The 15,560-nt window shown below is 60.0% G+C and carries 15 protein-coding genes; 10 read left to right on the top strand and 5 right to left on the bottom strand.

What is annotated here, in order from left to right; genetic code table 11:
• Positions 1-6: 6 nt before the first annotated feature.
• Together nth and AC1DV6_RS12180 are read right to left on the bottom strand one after the other, a co-directional pair.
• Positions 7-648 carry an endonuclease III gene (nth, locus tag AC1DV6_RS12175; protein WP_477977734.1) on the bottom strand — a complete coding sequence of 214 codons (642 nt, stop codon included), beginning with the start codon at positions 646-648 and terminating at the stop codon, positions 7-9.
• The gene (locus AC1DV6_RS12180; protein WP_477977735.1) at positions 645-1,451 is read right to left on the bottom strand and encodes an HDOD domain-containing protein; all 807 of its coding nucleotides are present in this window, start codon (positions 1,449-1,451) and stop codon (positions 645-647) included. The genes nth and AC1DV6_RS12180 overlap by 4 nt, the downstream gene beginning before the upstream one ends.
• 89 nt (positions 1,452-1,540) lie before the next feature.
• Between AC1DV6_RS12180 and AC1DV6_RS12185 the strand changes: the two genes are divergently transcribed.
• Positions 1,541-2,716: an aminotransferase-like domain-containing protein gene (locus AC1DV6_RS12185; protein ID WP_477977736.1), complete on the top strand. Its 1,176-nt coding sequence runs from the start codon at positions 1,541-1,543 to the stop codon at positions 2,714-2,716.
• Between the two features lie 54 nt (positions 2,717-2,770).
• Here AC1DV6_RS12185 and AC1DV6_RS12190 read toward each other — a convergent pair whose 3' ends face one another.
• Entirely contained in the window at positions 2,771-3,382 is a 612-nt protein-coding gene (locus tag AC1DV6_RS12190) for a response regulator (RefSeq protein ID WP_477977737.1), read from the bottom strand.
• A 105-nt stretch (positions 3,383-3,487) separates the two neighbouring features.
• Between AC1DV6_RS12190 and AC1DV6_RS12195 the strand changes: the two genes are divergently transcribed.
• Together AC1DV6_RS12195 and AC1DV6_RS12200 are read left to right on the top strand one after the other, a co-directional pair.
• Positions 3,488-4,237 carry a DUF1295 domain-containing protein gene (locus tag AC1DV6_RS12195; RefSeq protein ID WP_477977738.1) on the top strand — a complete coding sequence of 250 codons (750 nt, stop codon included), beginning with the start codon at positions 3,488-3,490 and terminating at the stop codon, positions 4,235-4,237.
• A gap of 54 nt (positions 4,238-4,291) precedes the next feature.
• Positions 4,292-4,954 carry a DsbA family oxidoreductase gene (locus AC1DV6_RS12200; RefSeq protein WP_477977739.1) on the top strand — a complete coding sequence of 221 codons (663 nt, stop codon included), beginning with the start codon at positions 4,292-4,294 and terminating at the stop codon, positions 4,952-4,954.
• 290 nt (positions 4,955-5,244) lie between these two features.
• Here AC1DV6_RS12200 and serB read toward each other — a convergent pair whose 3' ends face one another.
• Both serB and mfd read right to left on the bottom strand, forming a co-directional pair.
• Positions 5,245-5,958 carry a phosphoserine phosphatase SerB gene (serB, locus tag AC1DV6_RS12205; protein ID WP_477977740.1) on the bottom strand — a complete coding sequence of 238 codons (714 nt, stop codon included), beginning with the start codon at positions 5,956-5,958 and terminating at the stop codon, positions 5,245-5,247.
• Between the two features lie 72 nt (positions 5,959-6,030).
• Entirely contained in the window at positions 6,031-9,513 is a 3,483-nt protein-coding gene (mfd, locus tag AC1DV6_RS12210; protein ID WP_477977741.1) for a transcription-repair coupling factor, read from the bottom strand.
• 31 nt (positions 9,514-9,544) lie between these two features.
• On the opposite strand from mfd, the gene ispD reads away from it, so the two are divergent.
• The 7 genes from ispD (at position 9,545) to AC1DV6_RS12245 (ending at position 15,453) form a co-directional block, all read left to right on the top strand.
• Positions 9,545-10,267 carry a 2-C-methyl-D-erythritol 4-phosphate cytidylyltransferase gene (gene ispD, locus AC1DV6_RS12215; RefSeq protein ID WP_477977742.1) on the top strand — a complete coding sequence of 241 codons (723 nt, stop codon included), beginning with the start codon at positions 9,545-9,547 and terminating at the stop codon, positions 10,265-10,267.
• Positions 10,268-10,336: 69 nt separating this feature from the next.
• Positions 10,337-11,110, top strand: coding sequence for an ABC transporter ATP-binding protein (locus AC1DV6_RS12220; protein WP_477977743.1), 774 nt, complete (start codon positions 10,337-10,339; stop codon positions 11,108-11,110).
• Complete coding sequence (locus AC1DV6_RS12225) at positions 11,110-11,814, top strand: ABC transporter ATP-binding protein (protein ID WP_477977744.1); 705 nt, start codon at positions 11,110-11,112, stop codon at positions 11,812-11,814. Before AC1DV6_RS12220 ends, AC1DV6_RS12225 begins: the two co-directional genes overlap by 1 nt.
• Before the next feature lie 35 nt (positions 11,815-11,849).
• Positions 11,850-13,064 (top strand): ABC transporter substrate-binding protein, encoded by a 1,215-nt coding sequence (locus AC1DV6_RS12230; RefSeq protein WP_477977745.1) that lies wholly within the window; start codon positions 11,850-11,852, stop codon positions 13,062-13,064.
• A gap of 29 nt (positions 13,065-13,093) precedes the next feature.
• Positions 13,094-13,978 (top strand): branched-chain amino acid ABC transporter permease, encoded by an 885-nt coding sequence (locus AC1DV6_RS12235; RefSeq protein ID WP_477977746.1) that lies wholly within the window; start codon positions 13,094-13,096, stop codon positions 13,976-13,978.
• On the top strand, positions 13,978-14,934 hold the full coding sequence (locus AC1DV6_RS12240) for a branched-chain amino acid ABC transporter permease (protein ID WP_477977747.1): 957 nt from the start codon (positions 13,978-13,980) through the stop codon (positions 14,932-14,934). The genes AC1DV6_RS12235 and AC1DV6_RS12240 overlap by 1 nt, the downstream gene beginning before the upstream one ends.
• Positions 14,935-15,003: 69 nt before the next feature.
• Positions 15,004-15,453 (top strand): hypothetical protein, encoded by a 450-nt coding sequence (locus AC1DV6_RS12245; RefSeq protein WP_477977748.1) that lies wholly within the window; start codon positions 15,004-15,006, stop codon positions 15,451-15,453.
• The last annotated feature ends 107 nt before the right edge of the window (positions 15,454-15,560 follow it).

Consider the following 15,560-nt stretch of genomic DNA (forward strand, 5'->3'; position numbering starts at 1 on the left):
CCTGCGCTATTGTGGCGCAGTTTCCTTGGGTTGGAAGTCGCAGTAGGCGGCAACGCCACATTCCCAGCAGCGGGGCTTGCGGGCCTGGCAGACATAGCGCCCGTGCAGGATCAGCCAGTGGTGCGCGTCCACCAGGTAGGCCGGGGGCACCCGTTTCAGCAGTTTCAACTCCACTTCCAGCGGCGTAGCTCCCGGTGCCAGGCCGGTGCGGTTGCCCAAGCGAAACAAGTGGGTGTCGACTGCCATCGTCGGTTCGCCAAACGCCACATTGAGCACCACATTGGCGGTTTTGCGGCCCACGCCGGGCAGGGCCTCCAGTGCCGCGCGGGTGTTGGGCACTTCGCCGCCATGCAAATCGACCAGCATCTGGCAGGCTTGCAGCAAATGCTTGGCTTTGCTGCGGTACAAACCAATCGTCTTGATATAGCCCTCCAGCGCCGGCAAGCACAGCGCCAGCATGCGCTCTGGCGTGTTGGCTACCGCAAACAACCGCCGCGTGGCCTTGTTGACGCCTACGTCTGTGGCCTGTGCCGATAGCAGGACCGCGGCCATCAGCTCAAACACCGAGCTGAACTCCAGCTCCGTTTGCGGGCTGGGGTTGGCCGCTTTCAGGGTGGCGAAAAAGCCTTCTATCGCGGCAGCATTCATTCGGCGGCGATGTCCATGAAGCTGTCACAGGCAGGGAAGTTGGCAACCATCCATTCGCGCGGCAGGTCCAGCGCATCCAGCACGTCTTGCGGCAATCCGGCCACGGCGTCCGAAGTTGCGCCCGGGGTGTCGGCCAAAAGTGCGGCCAGATGCACGACGGCACCCAAGCGCGAGAAAGCCTGTTCGGTCAGTGGGTCGCTGGCGCGCTGCAGGGCTTGCGCCATCTGCATCGGAAACTGCCAGCGGTGTGCCAATTCACCCGTGATCTGGCCTTCAGTGAAGCCCACCAGATTCAACTCGCGGCTCCAGCGGTAGCCCGGTGCATGCGGTTTCGCTTCGATAGCCTGCAGTGTGGAGGGCTGTGTCTGCACGATCAGCAACTCTCCCAGGCGCAGCATCGTGCCGGTCAGCCAAGCTGTCTGGTTGTCAATACCAAGTTTGGTCGACATCCATTGCGTATAACCGCCACAGGCCATGCACCAGCCCCAGAATTCCTTGCGGGGCAAGCCGGGGAGTGTGGGGAAGGCATCGTTCAGGCAGGCACCTAATGCCAGCGCCCGGATTGGTGACATGCCAATCATCGTGATCGCTTCATCCAGCGTGCCCACGCCGCGCGGCAAGCCGAAATGTGCGCTGTTGGCCATGCGCAGCAACTTGGCGCTGAGCGCAGCGTCCTTCGCCAGAATGTTGCGCACGTCCGCTACGGTTACATCGTCCTGGTTGAATGTCTTGATCAGCGCGCGCGAGACTTCCGACATCGACGGCAATCGCACAGCGGTAAAGAAGGAATCTAGACTGGACATACGGCTCCCGCGAAAGACATTCAGGCAATCGGTGACAATTTAACCCATAGACATCCCTTAGTCCCCGTTTTGTCCCCGAAAGCCAGCCCATGCAATTTGCCGACCGTCTGAATTCCGTTGAAACCTCCGCCATCCGCGAACTGTTCAAGCTCTTGGGCAAGCCCGGCATCATCAGTTTCGCAGGCGGCTTTCCTGACCCGGCGCTGTTTGATGTGGAAGGTATCCGCCAATCGGCTGATGCCGTGCTGACCAATGCACCCGGCGCGGTGCTGCAATACGGCGCCACCGAGGGCTACCAGCCGCTGCGCGAAGCGCTGTCCGGCTTCATGGCAGGCAAGGGCGCTACCGTCGCGCCAGACGGCCTGATCGTCACCACCGGCAGCCAGCAGGCGCTGGACCTGATCGGCAAGACCATGATCTCGCCCGGTGACAAGGTCATCGTGGAAGCACCCACCTTTCTGGCGACGATCCAGTGCTTTCGCCTCTATGGCGCCGATCTGATTGGCGCACCGATTGACGCCAACGGCGTCGATGTGGACAAGCTGGAGCTATTGATTGAACAACACAAGCCCAAGTTGGTGTACCTGATTCCGACCTTCGGCAACCCCAGCGGCGCGACCTTGAGTCTGGAACGCCGCAAGCGAATTCTGGAGATTGCGGCGCGCACGCAAACGCTGATCGTGGAAGACGACCCGTACGGCGAGCTGTATTTCGACAAGGCGCCACCGCCCAGCCTGCTGGCTTTGAGCGACCAGGTGCCTGGTAGTCGCGATTGGTTGGTGCATTGCGGATCGTTCAGCAAGATCCTTTCTCCAGGCCTGCGCGTGGGCTGGCTGATCGCGCCGCCGGAGTTGCTGGCCAAGGCGACGATGTGCAAACAGTTCAGCGACGCGCATACCAGCAACCTGACCCAAGCCACTGCGGCCCACTACCTGGGCCTGAAGCGCCTGGACAAGGCGCTGGGCGTGGTGCGCAGCACCTACGCCGAGCGGGCCCGCGTGATGGCACAGGCGCTGCGCACGCACCTGGGCGACGCGGTGACCTTCACCGAGCCACTAGGCGGCATGTTCTTCTGGGCACAACTGCAGGGCGGACGCGACGCGGCAGAACTGGCCAAGCGCGCGATCGACAAGCTGGTGGCGTTTGTGCCGGGTGCGCCTTTTTATGCGCATGACCCGGATCGGTCCACATTCCGCTTGAGTTTTGCTACGGCCGATGTTGCGAAGATTGAAGAGGGCATGACCCGTCTGGGCCAGGCAATGTGATCCTTTTGCGGGTCAGACCACTCACGAAGTGATGTGCTCTGACCCCAACTGGAATTAAGCTTTCTGGACCTCGCTGGCGTGAATCAGGCCAGGCGTGCCGTTCAACGCTACGACGAGTTCACCACGGCGCAAGATGACGTATTTGACGGAGGAAGGACGCCCCCGGTAAAGCACCTGTTCGCCAGCTTCAAACTTCGGAAGTTTGGCGGCCAACGCAGGGGCCCGCGCTGCAATGCTTGCATTGCGCCTGGCTTTGAGGTGCGTCGACATTTTCGGGCTCTCCGCGGCCAGCAACTCCATCGCATTGGCGAGTGCCAGCCGCAGCTCCTGTGCGCTGCATGGCTTTTGCATCAGGAAAATCGCGCCGGCTTCCTGCGCCAGCTGCCGGTTGTTGTTCGATGCATCTGCGCTGAGCATCGCGAAGCGGCATTCCGGGTTGATTGCCTGAATCTTCTGGTGCAGTTCAATGCCTTGCAGCGACTCCTTGGCAAACCAATCTGTCAACAGGAAATCAGGTTGCAGTTCGTTCGCAACTTCGAGTGCCGCCACAGGGCCACTGACGCATTTGATGCCGCCCGACTCGAAGCCATAGTCCATCAACAACTGCTGCATGAACGTATGAAGGCTGGGGCTTGCGTCAACGATCAAAAAGCGAATGGCAGACATCAGTGCGGGCACGCAAGAAAAAAACAGGCTACGGGATTACCCCAAGTATATGGAGAGATATAACGGTGGCAGGATGGCGCACCCCAAATACCTGAGCTATTTCGCATGTCTTCTGTCCCCGCTGCACCATCCTTGAACACAACGTCAGGCCCGGCGTGGGTGCGCGCCATGCGCAGGTTCAGCGATTACGTCTCGCAGGACTTCCTGGGCGGCCCGCGGCCCTGGAAATTCGCCTGGGTGATCAATTTCCAGAAAACCGGGACCTTTGTGTTTCTGGGCCTGCTGATGTGGATTTACCAGAACAACTCACCCGCGGTCTGGGTTTATCTGGCACTGCACGGCAGCTACGGACTGGTGTGGTTCCTCAAGGACATGGCCTTCCCCGACCCCAACTGGCAAAAGCGCATCACGATTGGCGGTGGCATCAACGCCTTTCTGTTCGTACTGGGGCCGTACTGGCTGTTTGGCTGGTTGCTGATTTCCGGCACGTCAAAGCCCGTTTACCCCTTGCCCGATTTCGCGTGGTTTTGTCTGTGCATCAGCCTCTGCACACTGGGTAGTGTGCTGATGATTGCTGCCGATGCGCAAAAATACTTCACGCTGCGCGTCAAGCGCGGCCTGATCACCGACGGCGTGCACCGCTATGTCCGTCACCCCAATTACCTAGGTGAGATGATGATTTACGGCAGCTTCGCGCTGATGGCCTGGCACTGGCTGCCCGTGTTGGTGCTTGCCTGGGTGTGGTTGGGCCTGTTTGCGGTGAATATGGTTTTGAAAGAAGCCAGCATGTCGCGCTACCCCGAATGGGCGGCCTACAAGAAACGCAGCTGGTGGCTGATTCCCTTCGTACTCTAGTCTGCGAAAACCCTGCCGCTGCAAGGGCGCGAGGCGTCTGCTAGTCTTGCCGCCATGAAACCTCACCTGAAAATTGATATCGTTTCCGACGTGGTGTGCCCCTGGTGTGCCATCGGTCTGGAAGGCGTGCAACAAGCGCTGACCCAACTGGGCGACAGCGTCACCACCGAGCTGCACTTCAAGCCCTTCGAGCTGAACCCACAAATGGGTCCGGAAGGCCAGGACGTCACGGAGCATTTGGTCGAGAAATACGGCTCCACACCCGAGCAAATGGATGCCGCCCGCGAAGGCATACGCGCTCGCGGTGCCGCACTGGGCTTCACATTCAACATGCAACGCCGAGGCCGCATCTACAACACGTTTGATGCCCATCGCCTGTTGCATTGGGCTGCAGAAGTCGATGCCAGCGGCACACAGCAGATCGCGTTGAACCAGGCGTTGCTGAAAGCCTATTTCACGGATGGCGAAAACCCTTCAGACGTTGCAACGCTGGTGCGTTTGGCTGCCAGCGTAGGGCTGGATACGAAGGAAGCAGAAGAAATCCTGGGCAGCGACCGCTATGCCGATGCGGTGCGCGCGGAGGAACAGTTTTATCTGCAGCAGGGCATTCACTCGGTGCCGGCGGTCATCATCAATGACCGGCATCTGATTTCGGGTGGTCAGCCGCCTGAAGCGTTTGCGCAGGCGTTTCGGCAGATTGCTGCTGGAGTCGCCTGATTTCTGTTTTCGCTCGTACGTTGGTTGGGAGATCGAACGGCGTACCTGTTTTACTTCGTGTCCCCCGGACTTGCTGCGCAAGTCCTCCTCCTTGACCTACGTAAAACAGGCACCCCATCCGATCTTTGGTGATTTATCCGTGTTCTGAGGAAATCCTAAAACCTGAATACTCTCGACGTAGCTGCGTGGCTGGGGCGGGCCGTTTTGCGCAGGTCAAGGAGGAGGGCCGAAGGCCCGGGGGACACGGAGCAAAATAGTTCGCCCCAGTCGCGCAGCGGGCTCAGAAGTGCCTATGCCTTCAACACTTCCAGCAACCTGTCCAAGCCACCCGAGTTGATAGCCACCATAGCCTGCTCACGCACAGCGGGCTTGGCGTGATACGCCACGGAAAGGCCCGCGGCGCCCATCATCGGCAGATCGTTCGCTCCATCACCCATGGCGATGGCCTGCTCGGGCTTGATGCCGAGTTGAGTGCATGTTTCCAGCAGCGTCTTGCGCTTTTCGGCGCCATCGCAAATCTCGCCCCAGGCTTGTTGAACGAGGCCACCGGTCAACACACCATCCTTGATCTCCAGTTCGTTGGAGCGCATGAAGTCGATGCCCAGCAGTTGGCACACATGCTCGGCAAAAAACGTAAAGCCACCGCTGACCAACAACACCTTCATGCTCGCCTTCTTGCAGGCAGCCACCAGTTCGGCAGCGCCTGGGTTCAGGCGCAGACGATCAGTCTTCACCGCTTCCAGATCGGCGAGTGTTACGCCCTTGAGCAGCGCCAGACGGCGGCGCAGGCTGTCTTTGAAGTCTGTGATCTCGCCGCGCATCGCGGCTTCAGTGATCGCTGCAACCTCGGCCTTGCGCCCCACCGCGTCGGCGATCTCGTCTATGCATTCGATGTTGATCAGCGTCGAGTCCATGTCGAACGCGATCAGCTTGAAATTGGACAAAGGCAGGTAAGGCGTGACGACTTTTACGACCAGACCGGGAGAATTTTCGTTGGCGAGCATGTTGCGGTTGCTATTGGTTTTGGAGCTTCTTACGCACATTCTGCGGGCGTTTCAGGCACTTTTTCTTGGAATTTACGGGGCGGGGGCTGATTCCGCCATCGGCTGCCCCAGGCTCTTCAGGATGTCGCGCACCATCTGCGCGCGGTCCCGCGTTTCGGGTAGTTCGCGCTCAATGCGCAGCTTCTCATTGCCCGCCAGCTTGATGTGCTTGTTCTTCTGGATCAGCTGGATCACATTCATCTGGTCGATCGGCGGGTTCTTCTTGAACGTGATCGTGATCACGCCCGGCGCGGCGTCAACCTTGACGACACCGTAGGGTTTGGCGATCACGCGCAGGCGGTGCACGTCGATCAGCGTCTGGCCTTGCGGCGGCAACTTGCCAAAGCGATCCACAATTTCTTCCAACAGGCCGTCGATCTGGTCGGTGGTTTTGGCGGTTGCCAGCTTCTTGTAGAACGACAAGCGCAGATGCACATCGCCACAGTAATCATCCGGCAGCAGTGCCGGGGCGTGCAGGTTGATCTCGGTCGTGACGTTAAGCGGGCTCAACAGGTCGGGCTCGATACCGGCCTTGAGACAGCGCACGGCCTCAGACAGCATTTCGTTATACAGCTGGAAACCCACTTCCAGCATATTGCCGCTCTGGTTTTCGCCCAGCACTTCGCCGGCGCCGCGGATCTCCAGATCGTGCATCGCCAGGTAAAAGCCCGAGCCCAGTTCTTCCATTGCCTGGATCGCGTCCAGCCGCTGGCTTGCTTGCTTGGTCAGACCCTCAATGTCGGGCACCATCAGGTAGGCATAGGCCTGGTGGTGGCTGCGACCGACGCGGCCGCGCAACTGGTGCAACTGGGCCAGGCCGAACTTGTCGGCGCGGCTCATCACAATCGTGTTGGCCGTGGGCACGTCAATGCCGGTTTCGATGATGGTGGAGCACAGCAGCAGGTTGTAGCGCTGCGCAATGAAGTCGCGCATCACGGCCTCCAACTGGCGCTCCGGCATCTGGCCATGCGCCACCGCAATGCGGGCTTCGGGCAGCAGCTCTTCCAGCTTGGCGCGGCGGTTTTCAATCGTCTCGACCTCGTTGTGCAGGAAGTAAACCTGGCCGCCACGTTTGAGTTCACGCAATACCGCTTCGCGGATCACGCCGTTGCCCTCGGTGCGCACAAAAGTCTTGATCGCCAGACGGCGCTGTGGCGCAGTGGCGATCACCGAGAGGTCGCGCAAACCTTCCAGCGCCATGCCCAGCGTGCGCGGGATAGGTGTTGCGGTCAGCGTCAGCACATCCACTTCGGCGCGCAGCGCCTTCATCGCTTCCTTGTGGCGTACGCCGAAGCGGTGCTCTTCGTCGATGATCAGCAGGCCCAGGTTTTTGAACTTGGTGTCTTGGCTCAGTAGCTTGTGCGTGCCGACGACGATGTCGATGGTGCCGTCCGCCACGCCCTTGAGCGCAGCGGTAATTTCCTTGGCCGAACGAAAGCGGCTCATCTCGGCGACCTTGACCGGCCACTTGGCAAAGCGGTCCACCAGCGTCTGGTAATGCTGTTCAGCCAAGAGAGTCGTCGGTGCCAGGAAGGCCACCTGTTTGCCACCGGTGATCGCAATAAACGCGGCGCGCAGTGCGACCTCGGTCTTACCAAAGCCCACATCGCCGCAGACCAGCCGGTCCATCGGACGTGGGCTGATCATGTCTTGGATCACGCAGTGGATCGCGGCACGCTGGTCGGCGGTTTCTTCAAAGCCGAAATCATTGGCAAAGGTTTCGTAGTCGTTGGCTGAATAGCGGAAGGCATGGCCTTCGCGCGCGGCGCGGCGGGCGTAGATGTTCAGCAGCTCGGCAGCCGAGTCGCGCACCTGTTCGGCGGCGCGGCGCTTTGCCTTTTCCCACTGACCGCTGCCCAGCTTGTGCAGCGGCGCTTCGTCGGCGCTGACACCGGTGTAACGGCTGATCAGTTGCAACTGGCTGACCGGCACATAGAGCGTGGCCTTGTCGGCATATTCCAGATGCAGGAACTCCTGCACCTCGGGCTCTCCGGCGGCATTCTTGTTGCCCAGGTCCAGATTGATCAGGCCACGGTACCGGCCAATGCCGTGTGCGCTGTGCACCACCGGGTCGCCAATGTTCAGCTCGGCCAGATCCTTGATCAGCGCCTCAACATCGCTGACCTGTTCCTGTTTCTTGCGGCGGCGCGTGGTCGGCCCTGCGGCAAACAGCTCGGTTTCGGTGACGAAATCGATACCGGCTTCGAGCCAACCAAAGCCGGAGGTCAGTCCAGCGCTGGCAATGCCGACGCGTTCGTCGCTGGCGCGGAATTCGGCCAGGCTGTCGAACGACGGCGGGTTGATATGCGAGGCGCGCAGAAAGTCCAGCAGGCTTTCGCGGCGGCCATCGCTCTCGGCCAGCACCAGCACGCGCTGTTGCGTATTGCGCAAATGGGCCTTGAGCTTGAGCAAAGGGTCGTCCGTGCCGCGCTGTGCGTCCAGTGCGGGAAGCATCGCAATGTCGGCAAAGTCTTCAGGCGTGCCGCTGGCTTTGATCGCCAACTGCGCATGTTCATTGGCGCGGGCAAAGAACTGCTCGGTGCCCAAGAACAGCGATTCGGGTGGCAGCGCAGGCCGCTCGGGGTCGCCCTGTACCAAACGGTAGCGGTCCTTGGTGTCTTGCCAGAAGCGCTGGAATGCGGGCTCCAAGTCGCCATGCAGGACCACGGTGGCGTCCTTGCCCACGTAGTCAAACACGGTGGCGGTGTCGTCAAAGAACAGCGGCAGGTAGTACTCGATGCCGGCGGTGGCAACGCCTGCGCCGATGTCCTTGTAGATACGGCTCTTGGTCGGGTCGCCGTCCAGCAGTTCGCGCCAGCGGCTGCGGAATTTGGCGCGGGCCGCGTCGTCCATCGGAAACTCGCGCCCGGGCAGCAGGCGCACTTCGGGCACCGGGTACAGGCTGCGCTGGCTGTCGGGGTCGAACGTGCGGATGCTGTCGATTTCGTCGTCAAACAGGTCGACGCGGTAGGGCACGGCGCTGCCCATGGGGAACAGGTCAATTAAGCCGCCGCGTACTGCGTATTCACCGGGGCTCACCACTTGCGTCACATGGCTGTAGCCCGCCAGCGTCAGTTGCGCCTTCAGCTTGGCTTCGTCGAGCTGCTGTTTGACCTTGAACTGGAAGGTGTAGCCCGCCAGAAAGCTCGGGGGTGCCAGGCGGTACAGCGCGGTAGTGGCGGGCACGATCACCACATCGGCCCCGTTGTCCTTGTCGCGCTGGCTGATGCGCCAAAGTGTCGCCAGCCGCTCGCTGATCAGGTCCTGGTGCGGCGAGAAGGTGTCGTAGGGCAGGGTTTCCCAGTCAGGGAACAGCGCGCAGCGCAGATCGGGTGCAAAGAACGCGATTTCTTCCAGCAAGCGCTGTGCGTCATTGGCATCCGCCGTGACGATAACCAGCGGCAATCCCGCCTTTTTTTCGCGTTCACCGAGTTGCGCCAGCAACAGCGCATCGGCAGATCCAACGGGGCGGGGGAGGGTGAAGCGTTTGCCGCTTTGTAGTTTGGGGAGGTCCATGAATGGCTTGATTTTAGAATGCGCTCACCCTATGGCCGTTTCCACCCCCCATTCCATCCCCGCGCAAAGCGGCAGCGCACGCTTTTGGGCGCTGATCCCTTGTGCTGGTTCCGGCGCGCGTTCCGGCGCTGAAGGCCCCAAGCAGTACCAGCCCATCGCAGGCAAACCCATGGTGATGCATACGTTGTCGGCCTTTGCCAAAGTGTCGCGGCTCGCCGGTACGTTGGTGGTTGTATCTGCGGGAGACAGCTTCTTTGCGAATCATGATGCTACAGTTTTGGTAGCTGCTTGTGGCGGTTCTACGCGCGCTGCAAGCGTTTTTAATGGTTTATCCGCTCTGCTTGAACAGGGGGCAACACCTGCCGACTGGGTGCTGGTGCACGACGCGGCGCGCTGCCTGATCGAAGCGAAGCAGATCGATGCGCTGATTGATGTCTGCGCCATCGACAAGGTCGGCGGGCTGCTGGCCTTGAAGCTGCCAGACACGCTGAAGAGCGAAGTCTCAGGCCGGGTTTCGGCCACGGTGGAGCGTGCCGACAAGTGGCTGGCGCAAACGCCGCAGATGTTTCGGATCGGCGACTTGCAAGCGGCGTTGCTGGCCGTGGGCGACAAAGTGACCGACGATGCCAGCGCGATGGAGGCCATGGGCCACGCGCCGCTCTTGGTCGAAGGCAGCGCGCAGAACTTCAAGGTGACCTACCCGCAGGACTTCGCGATGGCCGAAGCACTGCTGCTGGCGCGCACCAAAATATGACTGACGCTTTTCTGACAGGGGGGGTTTGCCCTAGCTAGTGGTGCTTGCAATCAAAGCAAGAATGCGAGGATGAGTAGCGACTTCATTTTGCAGACACAGCAGTTGACCAAAGAGTTCAAGGGCTTTGTTGCCGTTGACAAGGTCAACCTGCAGGTGCGTCGTGGCACCATCCACGCGCTGATTGGCCCCAACGGCGCGGGCAAGACGACCTGCTTCAACCTGCTCACCAAATTCATCCGCCCCACCTCGGGCACCATCCTGTTCAATGGGCAGGACATCACCAATGAAGCCCCGGCCCAGACGGCACGGCGCGGCATCATCCGCTCGTTCCAGATTTCGGCCGTGTTCCCGCACCTGAGCGTTCTGGAGAACGTGCGCGTTGCGCTGCAACGCAAGCTGGGAACTTCCTTTCACTTCTGGCGTTCCGAGAAATCGCTGGACACACTGAACGAGCGTGCGCTGGAGCTGCTGCGCTCGGTGGATCTGGAGGCGTATGCCTACCTCCCGACTGTAGAACTGAGCTACGGCCGCAAGCGTGCGCTGGAGATAGCCACGACGCTGGCGATGGAGCCCGAGCTGATGCTGCTGGACGAACCCACGCAAGGCATGGGCCTGGAGGACGTGGATCGCATCCGTCAACTGATCAAGAAGGTTGCTGCCAACCGCACGGTGCTTATGGTGGAACACAACATGAGCGTGGTCTCCAGCATTGCCGACACCATCACCGTGCTGCAACGCGGCGCCACGTTGGCCGAGGGCCCTTACGCGGAAGTGTCCAAGAACCCGGCGGTAATTGAGGCCTACATGGGCAGCGCAGACACCGAACTGGTGGGAGCACACTGATGGCTTCGACGTTTCTCGAAATCCGCGATCTGCACGCCTGGTACGGCGAGTCGCACATTCTTCATGGCGTCAATTTCGACGTCAAAGAAGGCGAAGTGGTCACGCTGCTGGGCCGCAATGGCGCGGGGCGCACTAGCACCATGCGCGCCATCATGGGTCTGACCGGCAGCCGCAAAGGCTCGATCAAGGTGATGGGCACCGAGACGATTGGCTTGGCCACGCACAAGATTGCGCGGCTGGGCATCGGCTATTGCCCGGAAGAGCGCGGCATCTTCTCCAGCCTGTCGGCCGAAGAAAACCTGATGCTGCCGCCCGAGCTGTCCAAAGGCGGCATGAGCGTGGACGAGATTTATGCGATGTTCCCCAACCTGAAAGAACGCGCCAATAGCCAGGGCACGCGCCTCTCCGGCGGCGAGCAGCAGATGCTGGCCGTCGCGCGCATTCTGCGCACCGGCGCGCGGCTGTTGCTGTTGGATGAAATTTCCGAAGGCCTGGCGCCGGTGATCGTGCAAAAGCTGGCCGAAATGGTCAAGATGCTGCGCGCCAAGGGCTACACCATCGTGATGGTGGAGCAAAACTTCCGCTTTGCTGCGCCGCTGGCCGACCGCTTTTTGGTCATGGAGCACGGCGAGATTCAGCAGGAATTCACGCAGGCCGAATTGCCTTCGCGTTTGGCCAAGTTGCACGAGTACCTTGGCGTTTAATTTTTTCCCTGACCCATCCCTATAAGGAGACAACGATGAAACTGAAGAAACTGGTAGTTGCATGCGCATTGACAGGCACCGCTGCATTGACATTCGGCACTTCCGCGCAAGCGCAGGTCTCCGGTGACGTGATCAAGATTGGCTTTATCTCTGACCTGTCTGGCCTGTACGCCGACATCGACGGCCCTGCCGGCGCAGAAATGATCAAGATGGCGATTGCCGATCTGGGTGGCGCGGTCAATGGCAAGAAGATTGAAGTGCTGGTGGCCGATCACCAGAACAAGCCCGATGTCGCCGCCTCCAAGGCGCGCGAATGGTTTGACCAGCAAGGTCTGGACATGCTGGTCGGCGGTACCAACTCCGGTACCAGCTTGGCAATGGCCAAGGTCGCTTTGGAAAAGAAGAAGCCTTTCATCGCCATTGGCGCTGGCTCTTCCGCACTGACCAATGACCAGTGCACACCCTACACGATTCACTACGCCTACGACACCGTGGCGCTGGCCAAGGGCACTGCGCCTGCGGTCGTGAAGTCTGGCGGCAAGAGCTGGTATTTCCTGACGGCGGATTACGCCTTCGGTACTGCGCTGCAAGCGGATGCCACGGCAGCCGTGAACAAGGCAGGCGGTAGCGTGGTGGGTTCGGTGCGCGCACCGCTGGCCTCCAGCGACTTCTCGTCCTTCCTGTTGCAAGCCCAAGCTAGCAAGGCGCAGATTCTGGGTCTGGCCAACGCTGGCGGCGACACCATCAACTCGATCAAGGCCGCGAACGAATTCGGCCTGACCAAGACCATGAAGATGGCAGGTCTGTTGATGTTCATCAACGACGTGCACTCGCTGGGCCTGAAAGCCACGCAAGGCATGTACCTGACCGACAGCTGGTACTGGAACCAGAGCGCCGAAACGCGCACCTGGAGCAAGCGCTTCTTCGACAAGTTCAAGCGCATGCCTTCCAGTCTGCAAGCCGCTGACTACTCCGCGACCCAGTTCTACCTGGCTGCTGTGAAGGCAGCGGGTACGGACGACGGCGAAAAGGTCATGGCCCAGATGCGCAAGTCCAAGGTCAACGACATGTACGCCAAGGGCGGCTGGATTCGCGAAGACGGCACGATGATGCACGACATGTACCTGATGCAAGTGAAGACGCCCGAAACGTCGAACACGCCTTGGGATTACTACAACGTCGTCGCCACCACCAAGGCCGAAGACGCGTTCCTGACCAAGGCCGAGTCCAAGTGCTCGCTGTGGAAGTAATCTGAACCGCGACTGAATACACGATCCCCATGGAAATCTTCGGCATCCCGATACAGGCCTTTCTGGGCCAACTCCTGCTTGGCCTGGTCAACGGCTCGTTTTACGCGATGCTGAGTCTGGGCCTGGCGGTCATCTTCGGGCTGCTGGGGATCGTGAATTTCGCGCACGGCGCGCTGTACATGATTGGCGCCTACGTGGCGTTTGTCTTGCTGGACCAGTTTGGTATCAACTTCTGGTTTGCGCTGGTCATTTCTCCGCTGGTAGTGGGCACGCTCGGTGTGGTCATCGAGCGCACGCTGCTCAAGCGGCTCTACAAAATTGACCCCATCTACGGCCTGCTGCTGACCTTCGGGCTGGCGCTGATCGCAGAGGGTGTATTCCGTTACTGGTTCGACGTGTCGGGCCAGTCGTATCCGGTGCCTGATTTGTTGCAGGGCGCCACCAATCTGGGCTTCATGGTGCTGCCGAACTACCGCGCGTTTGTGGTGTTCGCCTCGGTCGTGATTTGTCTGTCAACTTGGTTCGTCATCGAGCGCACGCGCCTGGGCGCGTATCTGCGCGCTGGCACAGAGAACCCGACGCTGGTGCAAGCCTTCGGCATCAATGTGCCCATGATGGTGATGTTGACCTATGGCGGCGGCTGCGGCTTGGCTGCGCTGGCTGGCGTACTGGCTGCGCCGATTATTCAAGTGACCCCGTTGATGGGCAGCAATCTGATCATCGTGGTGTTCGCCGTCGTCGTGATCGGCGGCATGGGTTCCATTCTCGGTTCGATATTGACGGGCCTGGCGCTCGGTCTGATTGAGGGTTTGACCAAGGTGTTTTACCCGGAAGCTTCGAGCATCGTCGTGTTCGTGATCATGGCCATCGTGCTGATGATCCGGCCCGCCGGTTTGTTCGGTAAGGAAAAATAATGAGCGCGGCCTCCGACAACATTCAAAAAGCAAGCCGCATCGCGCTGTGGGCCGGACTCGCCGTTCTGGTCGCCGCACCTTTCATTGGCCTGTACCCCGTCTTCATGATGAAGGCGCTGTGCTACGCCATCTTCGCCTGCGCGTTCAACCTGCTGCTGGGCTACACCGGCCTGCTGTCTTTCGGCCATGCGGCTTACCTCGGCGCCGCTGCCTATGCCACCGGTTGGCTGGTGCGCTCTGCTGGCTGGCCGCCGGAGCTGGGCATTCTTGCAGGTACCGTGATTGCAGCGCTGTGCGGACTGGTCATTGGTCTGATTGCGATTCGCCGCCAAGGCATTTACTTTGCGATGGTCACGCTGGCGATGGCGCAGATGGTTTACTTCGTCTTCCTGCAAGCGCCATTCACTGGCGGTGAAGACGGCCTGCAAGGCGTGCCACGTGGCGATCTGTTTGGTCTGCTCCCGTTGGCGAATGACACGGTGCTGTACTACGTCATTCTGGCGGTGTTCGTTGCGGTGTTCCTGTTCATCATCCGCATCGTGCATTCGCCTTATGGCCAGGTGCTGAAGGCCATCCGCGAAAACGAACCGCGCGCCATCTCGCTGGGCTACGACGTAGACCGTTACAAACTGCTGGCCTTTGTTCTGTCCACGGCGATTGCCGGGCTGGCCGGTTCGCTCAAAACCCTGGTACTCGGCTTTGCGACGTTGAACGACGCGCACTGGTCCATGTCTGGCGAAGTGATCCTGATGACCTTGCTGGGCGGCCTCGGCACCTTTGCCGGTCCGGTCATCGGCGCCTTCACCATCATCGGCCTGCAAGACTTCCTGTCCGACCGCGTAGGCTCCTGGATCAACGTGATCATCGGCGTCATCTTCGTCGTCTGCGTGGTTGCGTTCCGCAAGGGCGTTGTGGGCGAATTGCAAGCCTGGATGCAGCGCAAGCGCGGGGCTTGAGCCTCTGCGGCGAAAGCATTCTTTCGCCGATATCACCCGCTTGGGGGATGTTCAAACGCTTTGGGGGTAATGGAAAATCCTTTGCATGCGACACAAATAATTCCCAATACTGTGTCGCAGCACGGTGCGGTATACATTGCGATAGGACTCATAAAAATGTCACTCTCTCTTTTCGGCTTTCACGAAAAACCGCATGACATTGGAGCTTCCAAATATAGCGTCACCCCGGATGAGTGTGTGTTTCTTTTAGACTTCTCTAGACCGTTGGAGCGAATTCGTTGGTTTGGAGTTAGGAATCGATTGTTTGGGCCAACGTTGGCGCTTTTGGTTCCTGTGGTTCACATAGGCGAGAAGTCTGGTGGATTCGTTTTTGGACTCAGCCGCGGGCAGCCGTACTTCGAAGACATTCCCAAGCTCTGGCGCGATCACCGTTCGGCTTCGAGAGCACTTGCGGGCGACGCAGTCGATGGTTTGCAAATCGTCGCCGATTTTGGGCAGCATTTCCCGGAGGATAGTTAGCGAAAGCGAGGCCCCGCAACTTCCTCGGTGCGTATGGACCAGCGTTTCTTAAGACACCATCCGCGAAATAGCGCTACCTATCGGTTTTGTGGAGATCAAGGTCTGCG

The sequence above is a fragment of the Rhodoferax sp. P2_H8_2 genome (assembly GCF_056403235.1).

Bases quoted from the DNA above. Each gene is read 5' to 3' on its own strand.
- nth (WP_477977734.1), bottom strand. From the start codon at position 648: ATGAATGCTGCCGCGATAGAAGGCTTTTTCGCCACCCTGAAAGCGGCC.
- AC1DV6_RS12180 (WP_477977735.1), bottom strand. From the start codon at position 1,451: ATGTCCAGTCTAGATTCCTTCTTTACCGCTGTGCGATTGCCGTCGATG.
- AC1DV6_RS12185 (WP_477977736.1), top strand. From the start codon at position 1,541: ATGCAATTTGCCGACCGTCTGAATTCCGTTGAAACCTCCGCCATCCGC.
- AC1DV6_RS12190 (WP_477977737.1), bottom strand. From the start codon at position 3,382: ATGTCTGCCATTCGCTTTTTGATCGTTGACGCAAGCCCCAGCCTTCAT.
- AC1DV6_RS12195 (WP_477977738.1), top strand. From the start codon at position 3,488: ATGTCTTCTGTCCCCGCTGCACCATCCTTGAACACAACGTCAGGCCCG.
- AC1DV6_RS12200 (WP_477977739.1), top strand. From the start codon at position 4,292: ATGAAACCTCACCTGAAAATTGATATCGTTTCCGACGTGGTGTGCCCC.
- serB (WP_477977740.1), bottom strand. From the start codon at position 5,958: ATGCTCGCCAACGAAAATTCTCCCGGTCTGGTCGTAAAAGTCGTCACG.
- mfd (WP_477977741.1), bottom strand. From the start codon at position 9,513: ATGGACCTCCCCAAACTACAAAGCGGCAAACGCTTCACCCTCCCCCGC.
- ispD (WP_477977742.1), top strand. From the start codon at position 9,545: ATGGCCGTTTCCACCCCCCATTCCATCCCCGCGCAAAGCGGCAGCGCA.
- AC1DV6_RS12220 (WP_477977743.1), top strand. From the start codon at position 10,337: ATGAGTAGCGACTTCATTTTGCAGACACAGCAGTTGACCAAAGAGTTC.
- AC1DV6_RS12225 (WP_477977744.1), top strand. From the start codon at position 11,110: ATGGCTTCGACGTTTCTCGAAATCCGCGATCTGCACGCCTGGTACGGC.
- AC1DV6_RS12230 (WP_477977745.1), top strand. From the start codon at position 11,850: ATGAAACTGAAGAAACTGGTAGTTGCATGCGCATTGACAGGCACCGCT.
- AC1DV6_RS12235 (WP_477977746.1), top strand. From the start codon at position 13,094: ATGGAAATCTTCGGCATCCCGATACAGGCCTTTCTGGGCCAACTCCTG.
- AC1DV6_RS12240 (WP_477977747.1), top strand. From the start codon at position 13,978: ATGAGCGCGGCCTCCGACAACATTCAAAAAGCAAGCCGCATCGCGCTG.
- AC1DV6_RS12245 (WP_477977748.1), top strand. From the start codon at position 15,004: ATGGAAAATCCTTTGCATGCGACACAAATAATTCCCAATACTGTGTCG.